This is a genomic window from Methanolobus sp. WCC4 (assembly GCF_038022665.1).
GTDB lineage: Archaea > Halobacteriota > Methanosarcinia > Methanosarcinales > Methanosarcinaceae > Methanolobus.
On record NZ_CP150629.1, the window covers coordinates 246,688 to 270,246 of the forward strand.

At 43.4% G+C, this 23,559-nt stretch carries 26 protein-coding genes; 13 read left to right on the forward strand and 13 right to left on the reverse strand.

Going from position 1 to position 23,559, the window contains the following annotated elements:
* Both V7O63_RS01280 and V7O63_RS01285 read right to left on the reverse strand, forming a co-directional pair.
* Entirely contained in the window at positions 1-597 is a 597-nt protein-coding gene (locus tag V7O63_RS01280) for a DUF99 family protein (protein ID WP_340819435.1), read from the reverse strand.
* A gap of 49 nt (positions 598-646) precedes the next feature.
* The gene (locus V7O63_RS01285; RefSeq protein ID WP_340819437.1) at positions 647-1,933 is read right to left on the reverse strand and encodes a proteasome-activating nucleotidase; all 1,287 of its coding nucleotides are present in this window, start codon (positions 1,931-1,933) and stop codon (positions 647-649) included.
* A gap of 97 nt (positions 1,934-2,030) precedes the next feature.
* Between V7O63_RS01285 and V7O63_RS01290 the strand changes: the two genes are divergently transcribed.
* The 3 genes from V7O63_RS01290 (at position 2,031) to V7O63_RS01300 (ending at position 3,905) form a co-directional block, all read left to right on the forward strand.
* Positions 2,031-2,522: a multiprotein bridging factor aMBF1 gene (locus tag V7O63_RS01290; protein WP_340819439.1), complete on the forward strand. Its 492-nt coding sequence runs from the start codon at positions 2,031-2,033 to the stop codon at positions 2,520-2,522.
* A 27-nt stretch (positions 2,523-2,549) separates the two neighbouring features.
* Positions 2,550-3,365 (forward strand): pyrroline-5-carboxylate reductase, encoded by an 816-nt coding sequence (gene proC / locus V7O63_RS01295; protein ID WP_340820864.1) that lies wholly within the window; start codon positions 2,550-2,552, stop codon positions 3,363-3,365.
* Positions 3,366-3,536: 171 nt separating this feature from the next.
* Positions 3,537-3,905 carry a DUF356 domain-containing protein gene (locus V7O63_RS01300; protein WP_340819441.1) on the forward strand — a complete coding sequence of 123 codons (369 nt, stop codon included), beginning with the start codon at positions 3,537-3,539 and terminating at the stop codon, positions 3,903-3,905.
* A 15-nt stretch (positions 3,906-3,920) separates the two neighbouring features.
* On the opposite strand, the gene V7O63_RS01305 is transcribed toward V7O63_RS01300, so the two are convergent.
* Together V7O63_RS01305 and V7O63_RS01310 are read right to left on the reverse strand one after the other, a co-directional pair.
* Positions 3,921-4,388: a toprim domain-containing protein gene (locus tag V7O63_RS01305; RefSeq protein WP_340819443.1), complete on the reverse strand. Its 468-nt coding sequence runs from the start codon at positions 4,386-4,388 to the stop codon at positions 3,921-3,923.
* A gap of 431 nt (positions 4,389-4,819) precedes the next feature.
* Positions 4,820-5,155 (reverse strand): DUF167 domain-containing protein, encoded by a 336-nt coding sequence (locus V7O63_RS01310; RefSeq protein WP_340819445.1) that lies wholly within the window; start codon positions 5,153-5,155, stop codon positions 4,820-4,822.
* Positions 5,156-5,488: 333 nt separating this feature from the next.
* Between V7O63_RS01310 and V7O63_RS01315 the strand changes: the two genes are divergently transcribed.
* The 7 genes from V7O63_RS01315 (at position 5,489) to V7O63_RS01345 (ending at position 11,791) form a co-directional block, all read left to right on the forward strand.
* Entirely contained in the window at positions 5,489-6,586 is a 1,098-nt protein-coding gene (locus tag V7O63_RS01315; RefSeq protein ID WP_340820865.1) for an amidohydrolase family protein, read from the forward strand.
* A gap of 28 nt (positions 6,587-6,614) precedes the next feature.
* Positions 6,615-7,073 carry a universal stress protein gene (locus tag V7O63_RS01320; protein ID WP_340819446.1) on the forward strand — a complete coding sequence of 153 codons (459 nt, stop codon included), beginning with the start codon at positions 6,615-6,617 and terminating at the stop codon, positions 7,071-7,073.
* 13 nt (positions 7,074-7,086) lie between these two features.
* Positions 7,087-7,941 carry a CBS domain-containing protein gene (locus V7O63_RS01325; RefSeq protein ID WP_340819448.1) on the forward strand — a complete coding sequence of 285 codons (855 nt, stop codon included), beginning with the start codon at positions 7,087-7,089 and terminating at the stop codon, positions 7,939-7,941.
* A gap of 65 nt (positions 7,942-8,006) precedes the next feature.
* Positions 8,007-8,687, forward strand: a complete 681-nt coding sequence (locus tag V7O63_RS01330; protein WP_340819449.1) for a 2,5-diamino-6-(ribosylamino)-4(3H)-pyrimidinone 5'-phosphate reductase — start codon at positions 8,007-8,009, stop codon at positions 8,685-8,687.
* Positions 8,688-8,792: 105 nt separating this feature from the next.
* Positions 8,793-9,257, forward strand: a complete 465-nt coding sequence (locus tag V7O63_RS01335; protein ID WP_340819451.1) for a thioredoxin family protein — start codon at positions 8,793-8,795, stop codon at positions 9,255-9,257.
* Positions 9,258-9,268: 11 nt separating this feature from the next.
* Entirely contained in the window at positions 9,269-9,922 is a 654-nt protein-coding gene (locus V7O63_RS01340) for a cytochrome c biogenesis CcdA family protein (protein WP_340819452.1), read from the forward strand.
* A gap of 114 nt (positions 9,923-10,036) precedes the next feature.
* A complete protein-coding gene (locus V7O63_RS01345; RefSeq protein WP_340819454.1) occupies positions 10,037-11,791 on the forward strand; it encodes a tetratricopeptide repeat protein in 1,755 nt (584 codons plus the stop codon).
* A gap of 68 nt (positions 11,792-11,859) precedes the next feature.
* Here the strand turns inward: V7O63_RS01345 and V7O63_RS01350 are convergent, their stop codons facing one another.
* The 9 genes from V7O63_RS01350 to cbiT form a co-directional block, all read right to left on the reverse strand.
* Positions 11,860-13,839 carry an ATP-binding protein gene (locus tag V7O63_RS01350; RefSeq protein ID WP_340819456.1) on the reverse strand — a complete coding sequence of 660 codons (1,980 nt, stop codon included), beginning with the start codon at positions 13,837-13,839 and terminating at the stop codon, positions 11,860-11,862.
* Between the two features lie 72 nt (positions 13,840-13,911).
* On the reverse strand, positions 13,912-14,853 hold the full coding sequence (locus V7O63_RS01355) for a hypothetical protein (protein ID WP_340819458.1): 942 nt from the start codon (positions 14,851-14,853) through the stop codon (positions 13,912-13,914).
* Between the two features lie 257 nt (positions 14,854-15,110).
* On the reverse strand, positions 15,111-15,830 hold the full coding sequence (locus tag V7O63_RS01360) for a precorrin-8X methylmutase (RefSeq protein WP_340819459.1): 720 nt from the start codon (positions 15,828-15,830) through the stop codon (positions 15,111-15,113).
* The gene (cobJ, locus tag V7O63_RS01365) at positions 15,820-16,611 is read right to left on the reverse strand and encodes a precorrin-3B C(17)-methyltransferase (RefSeq protein ID WP_340819461.1); all 792 of its coding nucleotides are present in this window, start codon (positions 16,609-16,611) and stop codon (positions 15,820-15,822) included. Before cobJ ends, V7O63_RS01360 begins: the two co-directional genes overlap by 11 nt.
* Complete coding sequence (locus tag V7O63_RS01370; protein WP_340819463.1) at positions 16,580-16,933, reverse strand: cobalamin biosynthesis protein; 354 nt, start codon at positions 16,931-16,933, stop codon at positions 16,580-16,582. The genes cobJ and V7O63_RS01370 overlap by 32 nt, the downstream gene beginning before the upstream one ends.
* Entirely contained in the window at positions 16,930-17,382 is a 453-nt protein-coding gene (locus tag V7O63_RS01375) for a cobalamin biosynthesis protein CbiG (RefSeq protein WP_340819465.1), read from the reverse strand. The genes V7O63_RS01370 and V7O63_RS01375 overlap by 4 nt, the downstream gene beginning before the upstream one ends.
* Before the next feature lie 62 nt (positions 17,383-17,444).
* Positions 17,445-18,188 (reverse strand): precorrin-4 C(11)-methyltransferase, encoded by a 744-nt coding sequence (gene cobM, locus V7O63_RS01380; RefSeq protein ID WP_340819467.1) that lies wholly within the window; start codon positions 18,186-18,188, stop codon positions 17,445-17,447.
* Positions 18,189-18,203: 15 nt separating this feature from the next.
* Complete coding sequence (locus V7O63_RS01385) at positions 18,204-18,818, reverse strand: cobalt-factor II C(20)-methyltransferase (protein ID WP_340819469.1); 615 nt, start codon at positions 18,816-18,818, stop codon at positions 18,204-18,206.
* A gap of 20 nt (positions 18,819-18,838) precedes the next feature.
* On the reverse strand, positions 18,839-19,393 hold the full coding sequence (gene cbiT, locus V7O63_RS01390; protein ID WP_340819472.1) for a precorrin-6Y C5,15-methyltransferase (decarboxylating) subunit CbiT: 555 nt from the start codon (positions 19,391-19,393) through the stop codon (positions 18,839-18,841).
* A gap of 114 nt (positions 19,394-19,507) precedes the next feature.
* Between cbiT and V7O63_RS01395 the strand changes: the two genes are divergently transcribed.
* The 3 genes from V7O63_RS01395 (at position 19,508) to feoB (ending at position 23,534) form a co-directional block, all read left to right on the forward strand.
* Positions 19,508-20,989, forward strand: coding sequence for a cobyric acid synthase (locus tag V7O63_RS01395; RefSeq protein WP_340819474.1), 1,482 nt, complete (start codon positions 19,508-19,510; stop codon positions 20,987-20,989).
* Positions 20,990-21,247: 258 nt separating this feature from the next.
* Entirely contained in the window at positions 21,248-21,484 is a 237-nt protein-coding gene (locus tag V7O63_RS01400) for a ferrous iron transport protein A (RefSeq protein WP_091934895.1), read from the forward strand.
* Positions 21,485-21,512: 28 nt separating this feature from the next.
* Positions 21,513-23,534: a ferrous iron transport protein B gene (gene feoB / locus V7O63_RS01405; RefSeq protein WP_340819477.1), complete on the forward strand. Its 2,022-nt coding sequence runs from the start codon at positions 21,513-21,515 to the stop codon at positions 23,532-23,534.
* Positions 23,535-23,559 lie beyond the last annotated feature (25 nt).

A 23,559-nucleotide genomic window follows, 5' to 3' on the forward strand; every position in this document is an offset into this window, starting at 1 on the left:
CTAGGCCTTGCCCCTTGATTCACCAAGGACCACACCTGTAGCGATAAGATGGGCCACCCTCAATGGCTCAGGTATATTGCTCCTTGTTGATGAGATCTTAACTACCCTTGCGGCAAGTTCGGGTTCGATGCCACAACACTGGATGAATACAGGATTTAATTCATCCTTTGTTATCACTTTGTGGATCTTGCCTGCTTTTTTGATGATATCCATACGTTCTTCTTTTTCAGAAAGGAAAGAAAGGGCACTTTCTATTTTCTCAAAGTCCGGAATATCACGCATCAATACAACTACCGGAATATCCGTTTCCCCATTGAGACGAACTATGTCAACAGGATTAAAACCTCCATAGGTGACACCATCGAGCATTATAACACGTATCTGAGAGGAGTGTTTGCTCCGAAGGACCATCTCGATGATCCTGTCCGTTGCATCCATGCCATCCTTTGTGATATAGGAACGAAGGACACCATCGAGCCACAGGCCACCACGGAAGAAGGCTCCGACTATTGTTATAGTGTCACTTATGAGTGCAGAGTCATCTATCCCTAAGATGCGGATCTCATCCTTGACATGAAAAGCCTTTAGCTCACCCACAAAGAAGAATATGAAAAAAGGTAATGAAGTAACTTACCAGCAGGGATGCTCAGATGAACATTCCTTCCGGAAGAACTTCCTCTTTATTCTCTGTTTTTGACATTACTTTCTGTACGGACTCAAGGAACTCATCCATGCCTACGGAATCCTTATCGAACCTGACAGCCAGCATACCGGCCTCCATTGCGATCGCATTGAGGTCCGCACCGCTTGCATTCTCGGTAAGCTTTGCCAGTTTCGCGAAGTCTATGTTGTCTGCAACGGACATGAAGCGTGTGTGTATCCTGAGGATATTCTCACGGGCCCCTTCATCCGGCATTGGTACATTGACTATCCTGTCAAACCTTCCCGGCCTGAGTATCGCAGAGTCAAGGATGTCCAGCCTGTTGGTGGCTGCGATTATCCTTACATCGCCCCTGTTATCAAAGCCATCCATCTCGGCAAGCAACTGCATGAGAGTCCTCTGAACCTCACGGTCTGCGCCATTGGTGTCGTTCAGGCGTCTGGAAGCTATTGCATCCAGCTCATCAATAAATACGATACTCGGGGTTTTCTTCCTTGCCATGTCGAACAGTTCCCTGACAAGTTTTGCACCGTCACCGATGTATTTCTGAATCAGCTCGGAACCTACTACCCTGATAAAGGTAGCTTCTGTCCTGTGTGCAACCGCCTTTGCAAGCATGGTCTTTCCGGTACCGGGTTCACCATAAAGAAGCACTCCTTTTGGTGGGGTGATACCTATACGCTCGAATGATTCCGGTTTGGTCAAAGGCAATTCTACGGATTCTATCAGTTCCTGTATCTGTGCGTCCAGGCCGCCTATGTCCTCGTAATTGACATCCTGGGACTCCAATACCTCCATTGCTGAAACTTCCGGATCCTCAGTGGTCGGAATGACCTCTACGATGGCAAGTGTCTGCTGGTTCAAAGCAACCTTTGCACCCGGAACCAGTGAATCCTCATTAAGGTACTGCGATACATTTACCATGAACTGCGGACCTGTCGAACTCCTTACAAGGACCTTTTCCTCGCTGATGACATCCATTATGGTAGCCACCACTAAAGGAACGGTCTTCAGGCGGTCGATCTCTGCCTGCAGTCTGCGTACCTCACGCTCGTATTTGAGCTTCTGACTCTCTACGAAGCGTTTTTCAGACTCGATCTGATCACATTGTTCTTTCAGAAGAGTGTTCCTGGACTCAAGCTGCCTCATACGATCGAGCAGATATTTGGAAAAATCTTCCTCACTTTCTGAGCCGACATAGTCATAGTCTGCCTTGTTCACAGCAGTAAAATCATACCGCCTGTGTTCCAAATCGTCGCTGGTTTCGCTCATGTGCCTCCGAATAATATTTAAGTGCGAAGGGTATATAGCCCTTTCGTAAAGAAGAGATCAGTATTTTCAGATCAGTGTTTTTATGAGTTGAAGACCTATGCAGTGTGAAATATGTGGCTCTGAGATAAGAGGCAGCCCTTTTAAAGTTAGTATCGACGGAAGCGAGCTAACAGTATGTGGAAAGTGTTCACAACATGGAAATGCAGTGGGCAAACGTACTCCGGTGTCAAGGAAAGTTGCACCTGTAAGCCGTGGACCAGTACAGTCAGGAAGCAAGAGACCTCCAAGAAAAGCTCCCGGAATGGATATGGACGAGCTCGTAGATGAATACGGGCATACGATAAGAGAAGCAAGAGAAAGCAAAAAATGGAGCCATGATCAGCTTGCTTCAAAGATAAAAGAGAAAGCAACACTTATCAAGAAGATCGAGCGTGAAGAGATCGTCCCTGAGGAGGATGTTCGCAAGAAGATCGAAAGGGCTCTTGATATAAGGCTTACCGAAAGAAGGAGCGGTGACGACGAATGGAGCGGAGACCGTTTGAACCGTGGTACAACACTTGGAGATATAGTAACTATCAAACGTAAATAACGTAAATGAGGATAATTGAGTGATAGAATGAGTCTGGATGGCAAAAAACTGGGATTTATCGGAACAGGAAAGATGGGCAGTGCATTGATAAAAGGAATATGCGATGCCGGGATCTTTTCCCCGTCCGAGGTATATGCAAGTGACCTGTATGAACCATCACTTGAGGAATTGAAGCAGGATGTGGGCGTGAACGTTTCCACAGATAACAAGGTCACAGTCACCAGTTCAGATGTGATCGTCCTCGCAGTTAAGCCGCAGATCCTCAAGAAGGTCATATCCACCATCAAGGAAGACGTGACCGGGGACAAGCTCATTATATCCATAGCTGCCGGTGTCAAACTGGAGGATATCGAGAAGGAGTTCAATGCAGGAACACGTGTTGTAAGGGTCATGCCAAACATAGCTGCAACTGTTGCAGAGGCTGCCTCTGCGATCACCCAGGGAACAAACGCATCTAAAGAGGATGCTGAAGATGCCCTTCAGATATTCGGCTCAGTGGGAAGCGCCATACAGGTTCCTGAGAACCTAATGGATGCCGTTACCGGACTATCAGGAAGCGGACCTGCCTACATCTTCCCTGTTATCGAGGCATTGGCAGATGGTGCTGTGCATGAGGGACTTGACAGGAACAGCGCAATGGTGCTTGCAGCCCAGACCGTGATAGGTGCAGCAAAGATGGTACTTGAGACAGGAATGCACCCTGGAGAGCTCAAGGACATGGTAACATCCCCTGCAGGAACAACTATCCGTGGTATCCGTGCGCTTGAGGAGAACGGGATCAGAGCAGCCTTTATGCAGGCAGTCATTGAGTCATCCAACCGTTCAAAGGAACTCGGTAAATAAGCCACATATACAAAATGCCAAATATGCCCTTCCATATATAGAAAGGTTTATTACATTGAAAACTTTTAACTATATATGGACTGGGAAATCCAGGCATATTCAGTGCTAAAACCTAAAAACGTAAATTAAGAGATAATAGTATGAAAAAATTGCAGAGGGGGATTTTCTGGAATGGGGATCGAAGTTAAATCTTTTGCCGTTATCAGGGGCGATAACGCTGACAAGGTTAATGTTGCTTTACATGACCTTGAGCACTACGGAAGGATGAGATTCGTTTCAAAACCAAAACGTATCGAACCTATCTTTGCTGACAATCTTCTGGTAAGTGTCGCAGGCGTACCACTCAGGGCCAAATGCAATTCTGCAGCACTGGTGGAACTTGACAACAACGCAGGTGCCGCCATCAGCAAGCTCAGAAAGATACATCCACCTGCCCATGTAGTAATTGTAAGTCCAAGGCATGACGTTTATGAAGAGCTTATGGACAAGTCAGAGCTTTATCCCGAATTCGAACGCACTTTTGAACCCCAGCATCATTAGGATCTGGCTGTAAGCTCAGAAAGGATCAGTTCCATCTGTAGCTCTGGTAATCTCTTTTAGCTTCCCGACATAACCGGGAAGACTTTCAACATCCTTAATCTCCTTTTGCACAAGAGAGACAACGAGCTCCCTTATCCTTGTTTCAGGGCTTGTTCCAAGAGACTGCAGGATCTCCACGATTTTCGAGGCAAGTATATTCCCGCGCCTGTCCCAGTCAGTAAGGATAACGATATTCTGACCGGTGCCTGCAAGTTCCTCACAGAAATTCATGAGAGAATGATGGGTAGCAAGACGGAAGTCACCAGTAAGACCCAGTGCATTAAGAGCTGCAACATCCCTTTTTCCCTCGACGACAATAATCGAATCCTGTATTATAAGTTCCTGCAACTGCTCCAGTAATTCCTCGATCATTTCCAGCCTTTTCTGATAGACCTCCAGAGGAGCCTTCAATAATCTTTTAGGGTACTTGCGCTTTCGTTGCATGGGAATATCCAACTGGTCTTTTTAAAAATAGTTGCTGATAGTATTCCCTGATCAGATTAAAGTATGACCTTCTGACATAAAGCAGATCAGACCCAAAACAAACTAAAAACAAAATATAAGATCGATCTGTGTTATCTGAACAGATAACCGATCAAAGATAATTCAAGTTAGAACGCTGGTTACAAGGAAATACCCTGTCACAATGAAAGCAATCGTTTCGGGAATCGGAGGGAATCGTTTGCGACAGGGGATATTATATTCACTTGTAATAGCGAACGAATTCTTCATACTGTTCGTAGTAGGTTGCCCTGTTTACCAGATTTTCGAAATATTCATCCATGTATTTCACCTCAATCACTACATTCTCATAAGAATATATTAATAGAAGGCAAGCAGGGTGAAAGTATTAAAGAATCCAATAAGCTAATTAATTAATCACAATGCTCCGGCATCTTTTCTTTCAACATACCCTTCACGGAAGAATACTCTACATTCTCCAGAAGAAGTGATTTCTTTGAATTATGCATACCATTGACAATGGATATGTCTGATGACCTCAGGCCGAAAAGTTCTGCAAGGCTTGAAATGAGCTGTTCATTGGCCTTCCCTTTCTGAGCATTCTGCGACAAACGCACTTCAATGCGCTTTCTCCATAGATTGTAGCCGCTTGGAACACAAAGGGACTTAGAACCCGGGGTTACCTCGATATCAATGATAACTCCGCCATCAACCTCTTTCAATGCATCTTCAAAGGACATACAAAACACCAGTTAAAAGAACCGACCACCGGACCACTAACAGAAATAAAAAGATAATCAGTAGGATAATGCTGTCGTCTGGCGCACTAACTCCGGGAGATCACCCTATTGGAATTTCCGCTGTCCTCCCCGGTTTCCCTCGTGACAGGCTTTGTCGCACTATCCAGTGTATCGCATTGAGGTTGTCTGTACAATCACAGATAGGCTCTGCCATACTCTCATGCAAGGACCTAACAATGCGCAATCCCAGTATTGGAGAGGAGGCATATAAATATGGCGTCTTAATTCCTATATATTCTTGATAAGTGCTTATAAACAATAAATGCCATAGTATATTTGTCCATGCCATCCGAACAGACCATACACGGCAAGATAATATACGGACCTGAAGCAGAGGTCATTGAGGGGTATATCGTCGTAGAGGACGGTATCATCAAAGAAGTTCATGAGCAAAGGAACGATTCCAACAACATAATTGCACCCTGTTTTATCAATGCACATACCCACATAGGTGATTCGGTCCTGAAGGATCCCGTTCTTGGTGAAACATCCGGGCATTACGTCACAAGGGACCTCAGCCAGCTGGTACAGCCTCCTCATGGGCTGAAACACAGGATACTTCACAGAACATCTCACAAAGATATGGTGAAGGCGATGCAAAGGTCATTGCAGGATATGCATGATACGGGAACATGCGCCTTTGCAGATTTCAGGGAAGGCGGCATCAAGGGAGTTCTTGCCCTGAAGGAGGCACTTGAGGAATCCGGGATAGAAGGAAGGATATTCGGAAGACCGGTTTCCAGTGATATCAAGGACCTTTCAGCGGAGCTGGAAGAACTCATTGAACATGCAGACGGTCTCGGCATGAGTGGTGCCAACGACATTGACATGGAGTTCATCAGGACCGCAAGGAAATGTTCATCTGACAGGGACAGCACCTTTGCGATCCACGCAGGAGAGAACAGCCGCACGGACATAGAAAAGGCACTGTCGCTCGACCCCGATATACTTATCCACATGACACAGGCAGATCCCTCGGACCTCAGGGAGGTTGCCGACAGGGACATACCGGTGGTAGTGTGCCCGAGGTCGAATTTCATAACAGGGGTTGGAATGGCACCTGTTATTGAAATGCTCGACCAGGGGATCAAGGTCGCTGTTGGAACGGACAATGTGATGCTGAACTCTGCAAACATGTTTGCTGAAATGGAATTTTTATCCAAAATTTTTGGTATAGAGGACAGACAAGTATTTATGATGTGTACGCTTATGGGTGCAACAATATTAGAACTTGGCACAACAGGTTCTATTCTCGAAGGAAATCTGGCAAAGATAATGATCCTCAACGGGAATTCAAATAATCTCACAGGCATAAGGGACCCGATCAGTGGAATTGTAAGGAGAGGGCGACCTGATGACATACTATCAGTAATGATATAACAGGGAATATCACAAAGGAGAGGGATTTATGACAAGTACTCTGTATAAAAATATATTTATTGCAACCGATGGATCCAAACAGAACGAAAAGGCAGTTCAGCATAGCATTGAACTCGCTAAACTGAGTGGGGCAAAATTGTATGCAGGATATGTTGTCGATACTGCAGCTTTTGCTTCAATACCAATGGATGCCGGATGGGAAATGATGTACGAGCTTCTCGAAAAGGAAGCAAATGTCGCAACCGGGACAGTTGAAGAACTGGCAAAGGCAGCAGACGTTCCATTTGAAACAGTGATCCTCGAAGGAAACCCAAGCCATGAGATCATTGAATTTGCAGATAACAACAATATTGACCTCATAATCCTGGGAACCCTTGGTAAGACAGGACTTGACAGGTTCCTTCTTGGAAGCGTAGCAGAAAAGGTCACAAGGAACTCAAAGGTACCCGTACTGATCGTACGCGGGGACTCCGAACAAGAAGAATAAGGAGTTAAAATACATGCCAAAAAACACTAAAGTATCTGACATTATGAAGACGGATGTCGCATATGCCACTCTTCCCGGATCAAGAGATGAAGTCCATACACTCCTGAAGGAACAGAAAGTGTCAGGTGTTCCAGTATTGAAAGATGGGAAAGTAGTAGGAATAGTCAGCAGGGCAAACCTTCTTAAAAATCCTGAAGAGGAACAGCTTGCACTCCTCATGACTCGTGATCCGCTTACAATCGACCCGGACGTCGACATGGCAGTGGCTGCTGAGATACTTCTGGAGAACAATATCAGAAGGTTACCGGTTGTCAAGGATGAGAAACTTCTGGGAATAATCTCCGTAGCAGATATTGTCGCAGCAATTGCTGAGATGGACATTGTGGACCACGTAGGACAGTTCCTTAACCCGACTGTAGTACCTATATGGACAGAAACCCCATTGCATGTTGCAGCAAGGGTTATGGAACTTGCCAAGTCCAAGGCTGCACCGGTCATAGACAGCAATCTGGAAGTTGTTGGCATCATCACAGACCGTGATATCATCAGCGCAAGTGTCATCGAAGATACCGTTGAGATGTCAGACATGTCCAATGGCTCGGATGACGACGAATGGACATGGGAATCCATGAGAGATACCATGAGCATATATTACAGCGTTTCAAGGGTCAAAGTGCCTGACACCCCTGTAAAGGATGTAATGGTAAAGGAGCTTGTAAAGGCTGCATACATATCAGGTGTCAGTGAATGCGCTTTGAAGATGAAGAGGAACAAGATCGACCAGATCCCGATCGTCAATGCGGATCAGAGATTCCTCGGACTTCTGCGTGACCGTAACCTCATGCAGGCCATCACCGATATGGAATGATCCATAACTACAATTATCATTAAAGGGCATAGTTGCCCTCAACTCTTTTTTATCAGGTGTGTCAAATGGAACGCCCATTCATATTCATCAATTCAGCAATGTCCGCAGACGGCAAGATATCCACGAAGGAAAGGAAACAGGTAAGGATATCCGGCCAGGTGGATTTCAACCGAATGGACCAGCTCAGGGCAGGAGCAGATGCCATAATGGTCGGCATCGGAACAGTCCTTGCAGATGACCCCAGTCTTACAGTGAAATCCCCGGAACTAAAAGAGAAGAGACTGAAAGCCGGACTTGACGAGAATCCTGCAAGGGTCATCGTTGACAGCAAGGCCAGAACCCCTGTTGATGCCGACATCTTCAAGAAAGGAGAAGGAAAGCGCATCATACTTGTTGCCGAGGCAGCACCACAGGAGAAAGTGACCGAACTCAGTAAAAAGGCAGAGGTCATCGTCACTGGCAAGGATTCAGTAGACCTTCCCGAAGCCATGAGACAGCTCAGGGAACAGGGAATCGGTCGATTGATGGTCGAGGGTGGAGCAACACTCAACTGGGGAATGATATCCGGTGGTCTTGTGGACGAGATTTATACCTTTGTAGGCAACCTCATAATCGGTGGCAGGAATGCACCCACCTTCACGGATGGGGACGGATTCCTGGAAGATGATATCATCAAACTTGACCTCCTTGATGCTGAAAAGATAGAGGAAGGCATACTATTGAAATGGAAGGTTATCGGGAAGTAAACCGATAGTTACCACAATTACTTTTTTGCGATGAACACAGTTTTCAGATCACCGGTTTTGTCACAAATCAATATAGTTTTATATCTGACGAACAATTAAGATAGCATGAATAAGATGGTCCTGCCTTTAATCGCAGTCATTGCTGTAATTTTCATAATTGTCGGCATCTCAGGAGACAATGCAGACATTGAACTAACTACTGTTACCAATGTACAACAACTGAACGATGCGATAGCAGAAGGTCCGGTGCTTATTGAGATAGGCGCTGAATGGTGTCCTTCCTGTAAAGCCCAGAAACCCATTCTTGCTGAAATTGAAAATGATTATCAGGGAAAGGCCTCAGTTCTTTATATAGATACAGATAGAACAGGCGCATTGGCTGCCAGCTTCAATGTATACTCCATCCCAGACATGTTCGTCATCGTTGATATGGGAAGTGAAGGCTATGTATACATGGGAAAGGATGGACAGACCACCACTGACAGGAACATGGCAAGATTCATCGGCCTGACATCAAAGGGAACTCTTACAGATGTCCTTGATGCAGCCATAGAATACAGGAATAACTGACGGTAGAGAACATGCTTGAAGCAAGCTCACTAACTCCATTTGCTGCCTTTTTTGCAGGCATAGTGAGCGTGCTGTCACCCTGCGTACTACCACTGTTACCTATCGTACTTGCATATTCCACTGGGAGTAGCAAGCTCCGTCCCCTTGCGATAATAATCGGACTTACGCTGTCCTTTACAGCAATGGGAATCGCGGCCTCGGTCTTTGGAGAGTACTTTTTACCTCACCTCGGTGAACTGAGGATCATTGCCGAGATACTGATAATCCTCATGGGACTTTCAATGCTCATGGATAAGGATATCTTTTCTTTTCTTTCACAGTACACCGGGAAGATACATGCTGAAGGAAAGGGACTTTTCGGTGGACTGGTAATAGGTATTTCACTCGGGATCGTATGGATCCCCTGTGTCGGACCCATACTTGCATCCATACTGACACTTGTAGCACTTGAAAGCGATATCATTTACGGGGCCACCCTTTTGATCATCTATTCCATGGGTTTTGCAGTCCCAATGCTGCTAATTGCCTATTCTGCAAAGCTGTCCGGTGACAGGATCAGCAAGCTTTCGCATATGGATATCGAGCTTAAGAAAATAGCAGGTGTGATCCTTGTGGTAGTCGGATTATGGATGGTCTACACTAACCACATTGCCGGTTATATATGATATGTCCAGGGCCAGAGCAAGGATTCGTGTGAATTAGTCACATATTAAATGTCAAAATGAAACAATTATACTCATTTAAAAAAACATATATCCCTTCCTGCTAATTTTACCTCAATGACCAATAATTCCACAAGTCCCGCAGATAACATCTCATGGATGGATAGCGCCTTAAAAGAAACCACGGACTTCTTATCTGTTCATTATTCTAACCTGACAAAAGAGGATATTGGAATTCTATTAGGAATTATTGGCGCAATTGGTGTTTTTTATACCTTTTATCATAACCGGAAGCAAAGGATAGCAGAGCAACAAGAAAAAGACGAAGAAGAAAAATACCGATTAGAAGAAGAAAAACATAGAATAGAAGCAGCTTCTAATCAAGAAAAAGACCATTCACAACTTATCTCTAATCAAGAAGAAATGCTTGAGATAGTTAAATCTATAAAACCATTTGCTAATTCTCCAATTTCTAATATTGTTGATTTCTTCCCTGAATTTAAAGATGATTACAAAAGAGATCTTTTTGAGTCCGCAATGAAGTTTCGAGATGAATACAAGCCACATGAGGCTTTAAAAAGATTCAATCTTCTTTTAGATCAGGAACTATCAGACGATGAAAGAATAGGACTTTTTGTAGATATTGGAAATACTAATCTTTTGATTGGGGATTATGATGAAGCCATTAGTAAGTACAAAAAAGCTCTCATGATTGCTGAACAAAAAAATGATATTCAAGCAAAAGGAGCGGTGTTTGGGAATATTGGACTGATATATGCTGATAAAGGTGAGATGGAAAATGCCTTGCAATATTATCTGCAATCTCTTGCTCTTCTTCGTGAAATTGGAGACAAGAGAGGAGAAGCAAGTGGTTTGGGAAATATTGGAATGATATGTGCTGATAAAGGCGAGATGGAAAAAGCCTTGCAATATTATTTACAATCCCTTGATATTACTCAAAAAATTGGAGACAAGTGGGGAGAAGCAAGTGGTTTGGGAAATATTGGACTGATATACCGTGACAAAGGAGATAGTGACAAAGCCTTGCAATATTTCAAACAAGCCCATGATATTGCTAGTGAAATTGGATTCAAGATAGGGGAAGCAAATCAATTGGGAAATATTGGACTGATATACAAAAATAAAGGTGATACTGATGAAGCCTTACAATATTTTAAACAAGCTAATGATATTGCTAGTGAAATTGGATTCAAGATAGGGGAAGCAAATCAATTGGGAAATATTGGACTGATATACCGTGACAAAGGAGATAGTGACAAAGCCTTACACTATCATCTTCAAGCCCTTGAAATCGATCGCGAAATCGGATACAAGTTAGGAGAAGCAAATGATTTGGGAAATATTGGACTGATATACTATGACAAAGGTGATACTGACGAAGCCTTGCACTATCATCTTCAAGCCCTTGATATTGATCAAGAAAGAGGATACAAGTTGGGACATGCAAGTGATTTAAGGAATATTGGCGTGATATACTATGATAAAGGCGATACTGATGAAGCCTTGCACTATCTTCTTCAAGCCCTTGATATTGATAAAGAATGTGGATACAAGTTGGGACATGCAAGTGATTTAAGGAATATTGGAGTGATATACTATGATAAAGGCGATACTGACGAAGCCTTGCACTATCTTCTTCAAGCCCTTGATATTGATAAAGAATGTGGATACAAGTTGGGACAAGCAAGTGATTTGTCAAACATTGGACTATTATACATTAATAAAGACGAAACAGAAAAAGCATTACAATACTTAGAAGAAGCCCTTAACATCTTTGAATCCATTGGAGCCTCTCATCTAGTAGAAATAACGCAACAGAATATATTGGAAATAAGAGAAGCTGAAGATTGAGTAAATTGTCTTCTCCACGTAGGGGATATTTTCTCCTTTAGTGTGTCTATAAAATTTGTTAAACCATTCTAAAAATCGTCTATATCTTTCTGTTTGAAGACTTCATCGACTTCTTCATCTATAAACTCATCAATGCCTTTGTTTTTCTTGATTTCCTGCATCAGATTAAATGTCCTAGCATGTGCATTTTGTAATATTGAACTATATGATTTAGGATGTAGTTTTATCTGTTTTTGTTCCCCTATCTCACTAAATTCACAACCAAGCTCTACATTTGTTCCCAATACAAAACAATTAATTATTGTATTACTCTCTATCCGTCCAGCCTTACGTATCTCCTTTGCATAATATTGGGCTTGGTGTAAATCTTCATCACATATAGTGTGCCCACCTCTTTTCAGTTCAATTATGAGGACTTTGTGTATTCCACATACATCACCTGTATTATCATCGTATCTGTTCTTACTGAAAGATCGTATTGTGCTTTCAGGTAATACTACAAAATCAGGTCTTTTTCTTGAGTTCTTCAGAGTTTTGATATTCTTTTTATCAAAATAGTTTCTAATCACAGTTGCCAATGATTTATTAGAAGTAAATTCAACACTTTCAAACTCGTGTCCAAATATCCATAAACCATGATCGAATAATGGCTGTAAATCCTTTAATTCATCGGTTTTGTCATCCTCTACAAGTTCCTCAAGTTTCTCAATTAATTGAAGTCTATCTCCAAGTAAATCAAGAACCGTTTTTGCATCCATTATGTCCCATTCGTCTAAAACATTTGAACATGCATCTATGTCGTCCGGAGAAAGCGATGCAAGCTGGGTTAGCAATTTATACCCTGATTTACTTGCTTCCATTTTAACAAACACATTTATGACATCTTCTAAGTTCTGTTGATTGAGGGTGGGACACCTTTTATGTAGTTCATCTATGAAAGATCCAACTTCATATCTTGATGATTTGCTTAATTGCTTAAGGGCAGGTTTTTGTTTTTTCAATATCTCCATTTTTTCTGTGTGGTGTATATCTTTGAATAAATCTGCAACCTTCTCTAAAATGTAACCATTAATTGTATTTTTAATATTCCTGACTTTTTCATTATCATTAAAGCCAGTCCAATCTTCCTTTACCTCATGTTCAAGGATATCTGCCCTTACAATTATTGTGTACCTTTTCCCAACCTTTTTTCTGGCATCGAGGTAACGACCTGTTGTTATATCTTCCCATGAAGGTTCACCGACCAATCTCCGATTTACCCACCAAGCAACTCCGTGTTGTTTTGATGTTCTGCCCGCAGTTTTACTGTCTATTACATTTATTTTTACTATGCCGAAGTCTGGAACTAAGCATTCATACTCCTGTGAGTTTTCCAATATATCAATTGGATCAATAAGCACATCATTGACATATACTTTGAAAAAAGAAGGGTCTAATATGAACTTTGTACCTACAAGTTCCTGAATGTCTTCAACTTCCAGTTGTTCCTTGTTGCTCAAAACATAGGGATCAAATTCACATGTTATTTTAGTCCCATGCCCCTCAACTAAAAATTTGTCTGTTAATTTCACATCATAAGGATAAGAGCTATCTGGATTTTGAAAGACGCTAAAAATAGATTTGGTTCCGTTTTTCCATGTCTCAACTTTGTAATCTCTAGAAAAACAAAACAAACTATGCCTTCCTTTCCCGTTTCTACCAAAAACCTTCCTTTCTATCCCCTCTGAATCTGGAATTATGACTTTGTTACCTTGACTATTAAGCCGGTTATAGTCAAATTTGTACCACCTAGAACCAAACTCTTCTTCTGTCATTCCAATACCATTATCAATGATTTCAAAGTGAGTTTCCGGTTTAGTAGGCCATATTATGTGTACACTCGTAGCACCTGCATCCCAACAGTTTGCTACCAATTCAATAATTGCGATTTTTGGATCATTAACTATGTTTCCAGCATGCTTATTAAGAAATCGAGTATCAAAGAGTGGATGTAAAAGACTGGATTGTGTTTTTGTTTCTTCAGAGCTATCTTTTCCTTCTACATTCATTGTTCCACCAGCCCTAATTATTGTATATAAGCTAAAATTCACATGGGTGCAATTTTGCTAGAAATAATAAAGCTATTCAGGATATATTTCTATAATTTTTAAGTTTGAATCCAGACCTTCAACTTCGTTTACAACCATTTTATCACTTGGTTTTATCGGAGGTATGTATACAATTCCTGCATTTATCCCGGAAGCAAGCATATACCTCAACAATTGCATTTTTGCCCCTTCTTTATAAAATGATATATGCCTCTTCCCTATTCTTTTCATTTCAATTAATAGGCTATCGTTATTTTTCTGAATAAAAATATCGGGCATACCTATGAAATTGTCATCAATAATTTTATATTCTGAAGTTGCTTCAAGGCTCTTATCAACTAGACTTACATAAGCAGAAAGTGAACCAATTAATTCCATTTCCATATATGGTCGGTTTATATGTTCTACTGAATGTATATTTTTAGAGAATTCAAGCAGTATTTGAGTGATCTCACCAATTAGAGTTGTTTCCTCAAAAAAGATGGATAATGCTTCATTACTTATTGAAAAGTCTTCTTTTTGTTTATTATATGCTTTCTTTATTAGCATTTCATCAAGAAGAATATTGAAAAAGGCACATATGTTTACTAAAGCCAGAAATGCTTCTTGACTAGTAAAATTTAGATTATAATTATGTGTGGATTCGTTTCTCCATTGTTGTCGGTAGTTTGTAAAAAGCGATAGCACCCGGTTTCTCAATATCCCTTCTTCTTCAAAATATTGCTCTATAGAATTAACACTTCTATTTTCAGTACTTCTTCCCGTGAAAACTTTATAGGCTTCTTTTATTGAACCTTCAAATGCTTGATTACACCTATAAATGACGTCTGTAAATAGGTACTCATCCCCCATTTTGCCTTTGTGAAAATGCTGCTCTGCTACTTCTATGTGAGTAATCACATTACGGTGACTTTCAATTATCTCAGTGTCTGAGAATGAATCACATTTTTCTTTGATTAATTCTAGCAAATCCATTGTATCACAAATAAATAAAATTACTCTATAATCTCAATATAGTTCTCCTCTACAATACTGCTCTTTGGGGAAAACGTTTTCTTATTCTAACCTTAATCTCATATGAGATTGGTTTCTTTGACAGGAACTTTGTTCATTAATTCACAATTGAATTAATACCTATTAAAGTCTTGGTATCAGTATTCTAGAATAATTCAGATACAAACTAAATAATTGGAAAAAATAGAGAAATAGAACACGTTCAATATGATACGCGTTCAGTCAATCACACATTCATCGTCATTTGCTATTGCAACAAGTTCATTGACACAGGCTACTGCCATTGGTGTTCCGCCACGTGTTCCCACACATGTGATGGAAGGAACATCTGCTCCCCTGACAACTTCCTTTGATTCTGCGGCATTGACGAATCCAACAGGAGTTCCTATGACGATTGCCGGTTTTATGCCGTGCTCGATCATCCTGCATACTGCGAATGCTGCGGAAGGTGCATTGCCGATAGCTACTATGGAGCCTTCAAGGATGTCCTTGCATTTCAGGAAACCTGCTGCTGTCCTTGTGATACCGTGCTTTTTGGCAAATTCTGCATCCTCATCCTTATCGAGTACACAGATGACCTCACAGTTGTGACCTCTCTTGGTGACACCTGACTTGACCATGTTGATATCAACAAGGATAGGTGCACCTGCTTTGATAGCTGCCACGCCTGCCTTGATAGGATCGTTGACAAAACGCATGATGTCTGCTACCGCAGGGTCGCCTGTTGAGGTTACACAGCGCTGCCTTACCTTATCCTCAAGCGTTTCATCGCCTACTAGTTTGCGGGCGATGTTACGGCTGGTCATGTAGATGGCCTTGGCCTCAGCGGTCTGTGAACCGAGATCATTACAAATCTCAACAAGCTCAGAATCGATCTCAGTTGTCATTTCCACAAGTTCTTCGATACTTGTGTCTGTCTTATTGGCTTCAGTAGTCATACTTCCGGTGATACCCCCTGGGTGTGATTATCCTCTTGCCGTGTGGAGAATCCCATACACGGGAATCATTGGTTGTGATAAGGATGGTTGTGCTCATGTCAACCCAGTCATTGTGATCCATGACCTCACCGAGAGTCGTGACGATGTAATCCTGGTCAGTATCCCTCAGGGCATTCTTCACAAGACCCACTGGAACGGAATCATCCTTGTATTTCCTGATGATCTCGATAGCCCTTGAGAAGTTGGACTTGCGCTGGCGGCTCTTAGGATTGTACAGTGACATAACAAAGTCTGCTGATGCTGCTGCTTCCAGCCTTTTCTCGATAACTTCCCATGGGGTCAGAAGGTCACTGAGACTTACGGTACACATGTCATTGACAATAGGTGCACCAAGTACACTTGCAGATGCCGTGATAGCGGTCACACCGGGCAGAACCTCTACCTCAACGTCAAGACCTGCATGCTCTGCAACCTCAAGGACAAGACCTGCCATACCATAGACGTTAGCGTCTCCACCGCTTATCATGGAAACAACATTGTCCTGTGCAAGCTCCACTGCCTTGCGTGAGCGGTCGACTTCCTTACCCATGGCACTGCGGACGATCTCCTGTTTGTCCAGCAGGCTTGCCATCTGGTCAAGATAGGTACCGTTACCGACAATGTAATCAGAGGTGAGTATTACATCCCTTGCCTTCACTGTCAACTGTTCAACTGAACCAGGACCTATACCAATAATGTAAAGTTTTCCTTTACTCTGCGATTGCGATTGTGACCCTTCCATATGCCTTCTTCCTTAGTATCAATTCCTTTTTTTTCGACAACGCCAGTGCGGCAGGTTCTGCCACACCCTTAAGCCCGAAGCGTTTAGCCTGCGAAGCCGACGGCGCATCATAGTTATTCAATTCGTCGTGATCTATGAACGTAATAGTGAGCCCGAAGAACCTGGCTGCCTCATGCAGACCTGTCTCGTTCTCTTTAAGTTTTGCTGATGCCAGTCCTTCCACATCATCGATACTTCTGCCTGCCTCTGCAAGCGCACTGTTTATCGCATCGATGGCTTCCTGACCGTCAATACCCCTTCGGGCCCCCATACCTATGATCATTTGTCCTCAGCCTTTACTTCATCTCTTTTTAAGACCGAAACATCGTCCCCGACAATAACTATCCTGGGACCTTTGATCTCGAGGACCTCCACATCCTCATCAAGCAGAGCACAGTTCACCTGCACTGTGGAAGGCTTGTTAACAATATCACATCCCAATGACTTGGCAATGCCTTCAACAGAGTTACGATTATGGACCTCAGTGGCTGTTGTGACCACAGGTACCGGACCGATCTCAGCGATCTTCCTGACAACCTCATTACCACCGTGGTGGCCGCCAAGCAGAGGAATTGCGAAATTCATATTGGAATCAACCACTATGACCGCAGGGTCCTTCCACTTGTCCTCGATGAGAGGTGCGATCTCTCGCACAACGATGCCGGTGGCAAATACAGCCACAATAGCATCGTACTCCTCGAATGCCTTTTTGAAGATGGTCTTGTCATACATCAGGACATCAGCATTCAGATGTCCTGCCAGGCGCTCTGCAACCTCAAGATTTCTCTCAAAGGTTATGATAGCGGTTCTTGTGCCACTCCGTATAAGTAAGACCTCCCGAAGTTACCATATTCCACAGGTTCTACAACCCCGCCAATAAGGATCATTGCGGAGCGCTTGATGCCTGCTTCCTTGACCTTTCCGGCAATGTCTGCAACAGTACCCTTAATGATCTTCTGGTCAGGCCATGATGCATGGAAGACAACTGCCACAGGAGTGTCATCAGGATATTCCACCTTCTCCATGATCTGCTCGATCTTCTGGGTTCCCAGGAAAACAGCCATTGTGGCACCGTGTCTGGAAAGCTCTGTGATCTTGTCCTCATCAAGTGTCTTACCTGCAGGACGTGTAATAATAAGGGTTTCTGAAACCTCGTTAAGTGTAAGCTGGGTCTGTAATGCAGCAGCTGTTGCAAATACAGAGGATACACCAGGTATTACCTCAACCTCTACATCGAACTTCTTCAGTTCCTCGAACTGCTCAACGATGGAGCCGTAGAGTGAAGGATCACCGCTGTGTAACCTTACTACCTTCTTACCTGCTTCAAGATTATCGACTATGAGCTTGGTGGTCTCAGCAAGGGTAAGTCCGTAACTGTCTATCTTCTCACCTTTACAGTAATTGACAACTTCCGGGTTTACAAGGGAACCTGCATATATTACAAGGTCTGCACCTTCAAGAAGTTCTTTACCCATTACAGTGATGTATTTTGCATTTCCGGGACCGGAACCTACGAAATATACTTTTTTATCTGTCATTTGATCCACCCTGTATCATTCTTCCTTCTCAGCGAAGATTATACTGAAGTAGTTACCTTTCTCAGGGATGTTCTCCCTTTCTGTGATTATGACTTCCCTGTCACTGAAAAGGCGTTCGCAGAAAGTGAATTTGTTGAAACCTTCCTTTTCATAGGATTCTATTATCTCAACTGGTTTGCTTGCCTTCAACCTGATCCTGTACTTGCTGTCAGATCCGTCACTCACCTCAAAAGATGAGTCGACCTCTGCTCCTGTCTGGGCAGCAAATGATGTGATCGAACTGATACCAGGAATTGTTGCAGTCTCAACATCCGGATAGAACTTCTTCATCACACGTTTTAAGTGAGTGAATGTTGAGAAGAAGTTAGGATCACCGATAAGACCAAAGACAACAAGGTTATCCTTTGATTCCTCAGCAAGCATGTCAGCATTCTTCTTCCAGACAGCATTGAGAACCTCATAATCCGTCAACATTGGGAACTCAAGAATCTCTGCTTCTGCATAAGGTGCCACCAGATCAGCTGCCATGCGACCGGGAACGTATACTTTATATGCATTTTTCAGGCTTTCAACAGCTTTCAACGTAAGAAGCTCCGGATCTCCCGGGCCAAGTCCAACTCCAACAAGCATTTTTTTATCACCATTAAAGATTAATTTTTGCCTGATCTTCCAACTACAATATAGATAGGATTCTCAGGTTTGAACATTGTTTCACCGGTAATCGGTGCACCTCGCGAAACTATCACGTGCAGTACCTCATCGAATAAGTCAAGTTCTTTCATCTTATTTATTACATTTACGACAGTTTCGATCCTGACCGCATTCAATACAATACTCTTCGCCTTTTTCTCAGCAAGTACTTCAAGTACACGGGAAATGTTTTTTGTGCCTCCGATAAATGCACAGTCGATAGAACCAACTTCCTGTTTTTCAAGGATCTCGGATGATTCACCGGAAAACACTTGGGCATTGCTAATCTTAAATGCTTCGAAATTTTTCTTCGTTACATCGATCGCCTCTTCCCTTGCATCCATGGCGCATATGCTAATATCACGCACCATTTTTGAAGCTTCAATTGATACGGCTCCCGTGCCACAACCTATGTCAAAGAATCTGCATCCATCAGCTAAATCAAGTTTAGATAGGGATACTGCAATGATCTCAGGTTTTGTCGGGCCGCCACTTACATGCAAAAGTTCAGTCATGTTCCACCTAACTAAGATAAACTGGAGTTAAGTAGATATAAGTTGCCCTTCATAAAACTGTTGCATAGTCACGAAATTGTATAAGACATTAAAAATAATTAAAGGGCGGTTGCAATGGAAAACAAAAAAAATGCAAAGAAGTTACTGGTACTTGGTACTGCATCAGATGTCGGCAAAAGTATAATGGTCACTGGCCTGTGCAGGATACTTTCCAGAAAATACAAGGTTGCACCATTTAAGGCCCAGAACATGAGCCTGAACTCGTGGATAACAAAAGATGGAAAAGAGATAGGTATCGCACAGGCGATACAGGCCAAGGCAGCAGGAGTGGAGCCCACCGCTGATATGAATCCTGTCCTCCTTAAACCAAAAGGGGACAGAACATCACAGGTCATCGTACTTGGGGAACCATATGCTGACAAGACAGCAGGCAATTATTACGATTCCATAGAAGAGATGCATGGCGTACTTCGCGGTGCACTTGAGAGACTGGAATCCGAATATGACCTCATCGTCATGGAAGGCGCAGGAGGCGCCGCTGAGATCAACCTCTACGACCGCGACATTGTGAACGTAGGAACTGCACGTATAACACAGGCACCTATTATACTGGTAGGAGATATCGAATCAGGCGGAGTATTTGCAAGTCTTTACGGAACAAAAGAACTGCTTCCTGAAGATGTAGGTAAGAATCTCAAAGCTTTTGTCATCAATAAGTTCAGAGGCGACCCTGCCATACTAGAACCCGGGCTCAAACAGCTCGAGGACCTTACAGGCGTGCCCGTCCTTGGAGTACTACCCTATTACAAGATCAAGATACCCTCTGAGGATTCCATGGCTATCAGAAAGAAGAAAGGCAAGAAAGAGGATGAGGATATCAATGACATAGATATTGCGGTCATCCGCCTGCCAAGGATATCCAACTTCACGGACTTCGAACCTCTTGAGAGGATAGCAAAGGTCAGGTATGTAGACCTTGATGATGAGCTTGGAACCCCTGATTGTGTCATAATCCCGGGAACAAAGAACACCGTCAGTGACCTGCTGGACCTTCAGACAAGTGGCATGGATGCGCAGATAAAGAAGCTCAAAGACAAAGCAGTTATCTTTGGTATCTGCGGAGGGTACCAGATGCTTGGAAAGGTCATCCACGACTCCGGTGTAGAGAATGGTGTTGAGGCAGATTATGAAGGACTTGATCTGCTTGATATCGAAACATCCTTTGGAGAATACAAGAAGAGAACTGTCCAGGTCAAAAAAGAAATAGTTGCCGACGGACCGATCTTCAAGAACATCAAGGGAGATGAGATATATGGTTACGAGATCCACATGGGAACGACACTGACACCAAGGACAGTCTTTGGAGATGATGGCAGCATTGACAAGAGCGGAACCATTGTAGGAACATACCTGCACGGACTTTTCGATAACCAGAACATCCGTCACGCACTGATGATATACCTTGCTGAGAAGAAAGGTGTGGAGTATCATCCTGAGGTCGTTACAACTGAAGATGAGGCATACGAAGAGCTTGCAGAGATCGTAGAGAGCTGTCTGGATATGGACAAGATCTACGAGCTCATCGAGAACCAGTAGATCCATTCTTCTCTCTTTTTCTTTTTTTCTCATTCTGCATGACCTGACCGCAGGTCATTGATATTTTCTGTGGATCAGACATTTTGATCAGTCATTTCCTGGTTCTGAATTTGATGAAAGCATCACAGAAGATACATGTTATTGCCATTTCAACTTTATTTAAACTTAGCTAGCATAGTAAGCCAATCAAAATTAATATATACTTGTTTAAACATGTTAGGCATACCTACAAAAATTAAACGAACAAAAGGCAATATCATGAATGAAAAAACACTGGACCTCATTGAACCTGAACTATCTGTCAAGGTTCTGAAAGTAACAGGTCAGAAATCCTCAAGGAAAAGGATCCTTGACATGGGATTAACTCCCGGAACACGAGTTGATGTCATCCGAAGGGCACCTCTTGGCGACCCGGTGGAGTTCAAGCTTAAAGGATACAACCTCTCCCTGAGGAAAAGAGAAGCTGAGACCGTCCTGGTCGAAGTAGTGGAATGAAAGGACAACACAACAGGATGGTGGCAGAATGACAGAAAAAATAACTGTGGCCCTGACAGGAAACCCAAATGTTGGAAAGACCTCGATCTTCAATGCGATCACAGGTTCCAAACAACATGTGGGCAACTGGCCCGGTGTTACAGTGGAGAGGAAGATAGGAAAGAGAGTCCACAATGACATTGAAATGGAAATTGTGGACCTGCCGGGAACCTACAGCCTGACAGCTTATTCCCTTGATGAGATCATAGCCCGTGACTTCATAATCGAAGAAAAACCGGACATAGTGGTACAGGTAATTGACGCGACAAACCTTGAAAGGAACATGTACCTCACGACCCAGTTAATGGAACTTGGGGTCAAGCTCATAATCGCGCTCAACATGACCGACCTTGCACTTGCAAAAGGTGACAGCATAGATTCTGAGAAGATGCAGGAGTTCCTGGAAGTTCCGGTAATATCCACCATTGGAAGCAAGGGGAACGGTATTGAAGGTCTTCTGGATGCTGTTGCAGATGAACTGCACAAGACCAGGGTAACTGAGAATATATTCACCTACGAGAGCGATATCGAGACCAGAGGAGAAGAACTTGAGAATGTCCTGAACAACGACCCATATTTCGTACATTACCCTTCACGATGGTTCAGCATGAAATTGCTTGAGGGTGACGAGAACATACTCAAGAAAGCAAAAGAGAGCGAGAGCTATCCCCGGATAGAAAAGATACTAAATGAGCTGGATGCCGATAGTTTCGAGGCTAAGATCGCAGACCAGAGATACAAGACCATACAGACGATGCTCAGACAGGTCTGTGATATCAACACCGAACATCTAAGCGGGTCGGACATGGTGGACCGGGTGGTGACGAACAAATTACTTGGTATCCCGATATTCCTGTCCCTGATGTGGGCAGCCTTTGAGATAACATTCACATTTGCCACCCCGTTCATGAATATCATTGACATATTCTTCGGATGGCTTGCAGAAGCAGCAACAAACGCCATTACAATACCATGGCTGTCCTCCCTTGTAGGAGAAGGTATGATAGCAGGTGTCGGATCTGTGCTCATATTCCTCCCTAACATCCTGTTGCTCTTCTTCATGCTGTCACTGATGGAAGACAGTGGTTACATGGCAAGGGCCGCGTTCATTATGGACAAGATCATGAGCAAGATAGGGCTGCACGGCAAGTCGTTCATTCCACTTGTCATGGGATTCGGATGTAACGTACCTGCCATCATGGCAACACGTACCATCGAGGACACCCGTGACAGGCTCATAACCATACTTATCACACCATTCATGTCATGTGGAGCCAGGCTACCTGTCTACGTGCTGCTGGCCGGTGCGTTCTTCGGACGTGATGCAGGTGTTGTGATCTTCAGTCTTTACGCACTGGGCATACTGGTGGCCATCACAAGTGCGAAGCTCATGCGCAGCACTATCCTTAGAGGAGAGGATGCGCCGTTCATCATGGAACTGCCATCATACAAGATACCCACACTCAAAGGCAGTTTCATTCACATGTGGGAAAGAGGGAAGATCTACCTTAAGAAAGCAGGAACGATCATCCTCATCGGAGTTGTAGGAGTATGGCTCCTTGCATCTATCCCAGCCCCGGGAAGCGGAGGCACCTTTGCTTCGGAAGAGGTATATGGAACCACAGACTCCGTGATCGGTGTCATCGGACAGATAATAGAACCACTTGTAGCACCTCTCGGATTTGACTGGAGGATCGCAGTGGCACTGTTGTTCGGTGTCGTTGCCAAGGAGATCGTTGTGGGTTCCATGGGCGTGCTCTACGGAGCAGGAGATAATGAAGATACCCTTTCAGACATACTTGCCGCAGGAGCAATGAGCCCTCTGGCAGGACTGGGACTTATGGTATTCACCCTTCTGTACGCACCATGTTTCGCCTGCATAGGTGTTATCAAGAGAGAGACCGGGTCATGGAAATGGACCCTTTTCCAGTTAGCTTACGGCACAACACTTGCATGGACATTCGCATTCGCAGTGTACCAGATAGGAAGCAGAATAGGAGTGCTTGCCTGAACTCTAAAAACATAGATGGAGAATG

Coding starts and splice junctions, on each gene's coding strand:
- V7O63_RS01285 (WP_340819437.1), bottom strand. CDS start 1,933: ATGAGCGAAACCAGCGACGATTTGGAACACAGGCGGTATGATTTTACT.
- V7O63_RS01290 (WP_340819439.1), top strand. CDS start 2,031: ATGCAGTGTGAAATATGTGGCTCTGAGATAAGAGGCAGCCCTTTTAAA.
- proC (WP_340820864.1), top strand. CDS start 2,550: ATGAGTCTGGATGGCAAAAAACTGGGATTTATCGGAACAGGAAAGATG.
- V7O63_RS01300 (WP_340819441.1), top strand. CDS start 3,537: ATGGGGATCGAAGTTAAATCTTTTGCCGTTATCAGGGGCGATAACGCT.
- V7O63_RS01305 (WP_340819443.1), bottom strand. CDS start 4,388: ATGCAACGAAAGCGCAAGTACCCTAAAAGATTATTGAAGGCTCCTCTG.
- V7O63_RS01315 (WP_340820865.1), top strand. CDS start 5,489: ATGCCATCCGAACAGACCATACACGGCAAGATAATATACGGACCTGAA.
- V7O63_RS01320 (WP_340819446.1), top strand. CDS start 6,615: ATGACAAGTACTCTGTATAAAAATATATTTATTGCAACCGATGGATCC.
- V7O63_RS01325 (WP_340819448.1), top strand. CDS start 7,087: ATGCCAAAAAACACTAAAGTATCTGACATTATGAAGACGGATGTCGCA.
- V7O63_RS01330 (WP_340819449.1), top strand. CDS start 8,007: ATGGAACGCCCATTCATATTCATCAATTCAGCAATGTCCGCAGACGGC.
- V7O63_RS01335 (WP_340819451.1), top strand. CDS start 8,793: ATGAATAAGATGGTCCTGCCTTTAATCGCAGTCATTGCTGTAATTTTC.
- V7O63_RS01340 (WP_340819452.1), top strand. CDS start 9,269: ATGCTTGAAGCAAGCTCACTAACTCCATTTGCTGCCTTTTTTGCAGGC.
- V7O63_RS01345 (WP_340819454.1), top strand. CDS start 10,037: ATGACCAATAATTCCACAAGTCCCGCAGATAACATCTCATGGATGGAT.
- V7O63_RS01350 (WP_340819456.1), bottom strand. CDS start 13,839: ATGAATGTAGAAGGAAAAGATAGCTCTGAAGAAACAAAAACACAATCC.
- V7O63_RS01355 (WP_340819458.1), bottom strand. CDS start 14,853: ATGGATTTGCTAGAATTAATCAAAGAAAAATGTGATTCATTCTCAGAC.
- V7O63_RS01360 (WP_340819459.1), bottom strand. CDS start 15,830: ATGACTACTGAAGCCAATAAGACAGACACAAGTATCGAAGAACTTGTG.
- cobJ (WP_340819461.1), bottom strand. CDS start 16,611: ATGGAAGGGTCACAATCGCAATCGCAGAGTAAAGGAAAACTTTACATT.
- V7O63_RS01370 (WP_340819463.1), bottom strand. CDS start 16,933: ATGATCATAGGTATGGGGGCCCGAAGGGGTATTGACGGTCAGGAAGCC.
- V7O63_RS01375 (WP_340819465.1), bottom strand. CDS start 17,382: ATGTATGACAAGACCATCTTCAAAAAGGCATTCGAGGAGTACGATGCT.
- cobM (WP_340819467.1), bottom strand. CDS start 18,188: ATGACAGATAAAAAAGTATATTTCGTAGGTTCCGGTCCCGGAAATGCA.
- V7O63_RS01385 (WP_340819469.1), bottom strand. CDS start 18,818: ATGCTTGTTGGAGTTGGACTTGGCCCGGGAGATCCGGAGCTTCTTACG.
- cbiT (WP_340819472.1), bottom strand. CDS start 19,393: ATGACTGAACTTTTGCATGTAAGTGGCGGCCCGACAAAACCTGAGATC.
- V7O63_RS01395 (WP_340819474.1), top strand. CDS start 19,508: ATGGAAAACAAAAAAAATGCAAAGAAGTTACTGGTACTTGGTACTGCA.
- V7O63_RS01400 (WP_091934895.1), top strand. CDS start 21,248: ATGAATGAAAAAACACTGGACCTCATTGAACCTGAACTATCTGTCAAG.
- feoB (WP_340819477.1), top strand. CDS start 21,513: ATGACAGAAAAAATAACTGTGGCCCTGACAGGAAACCCAAATGTTGGA.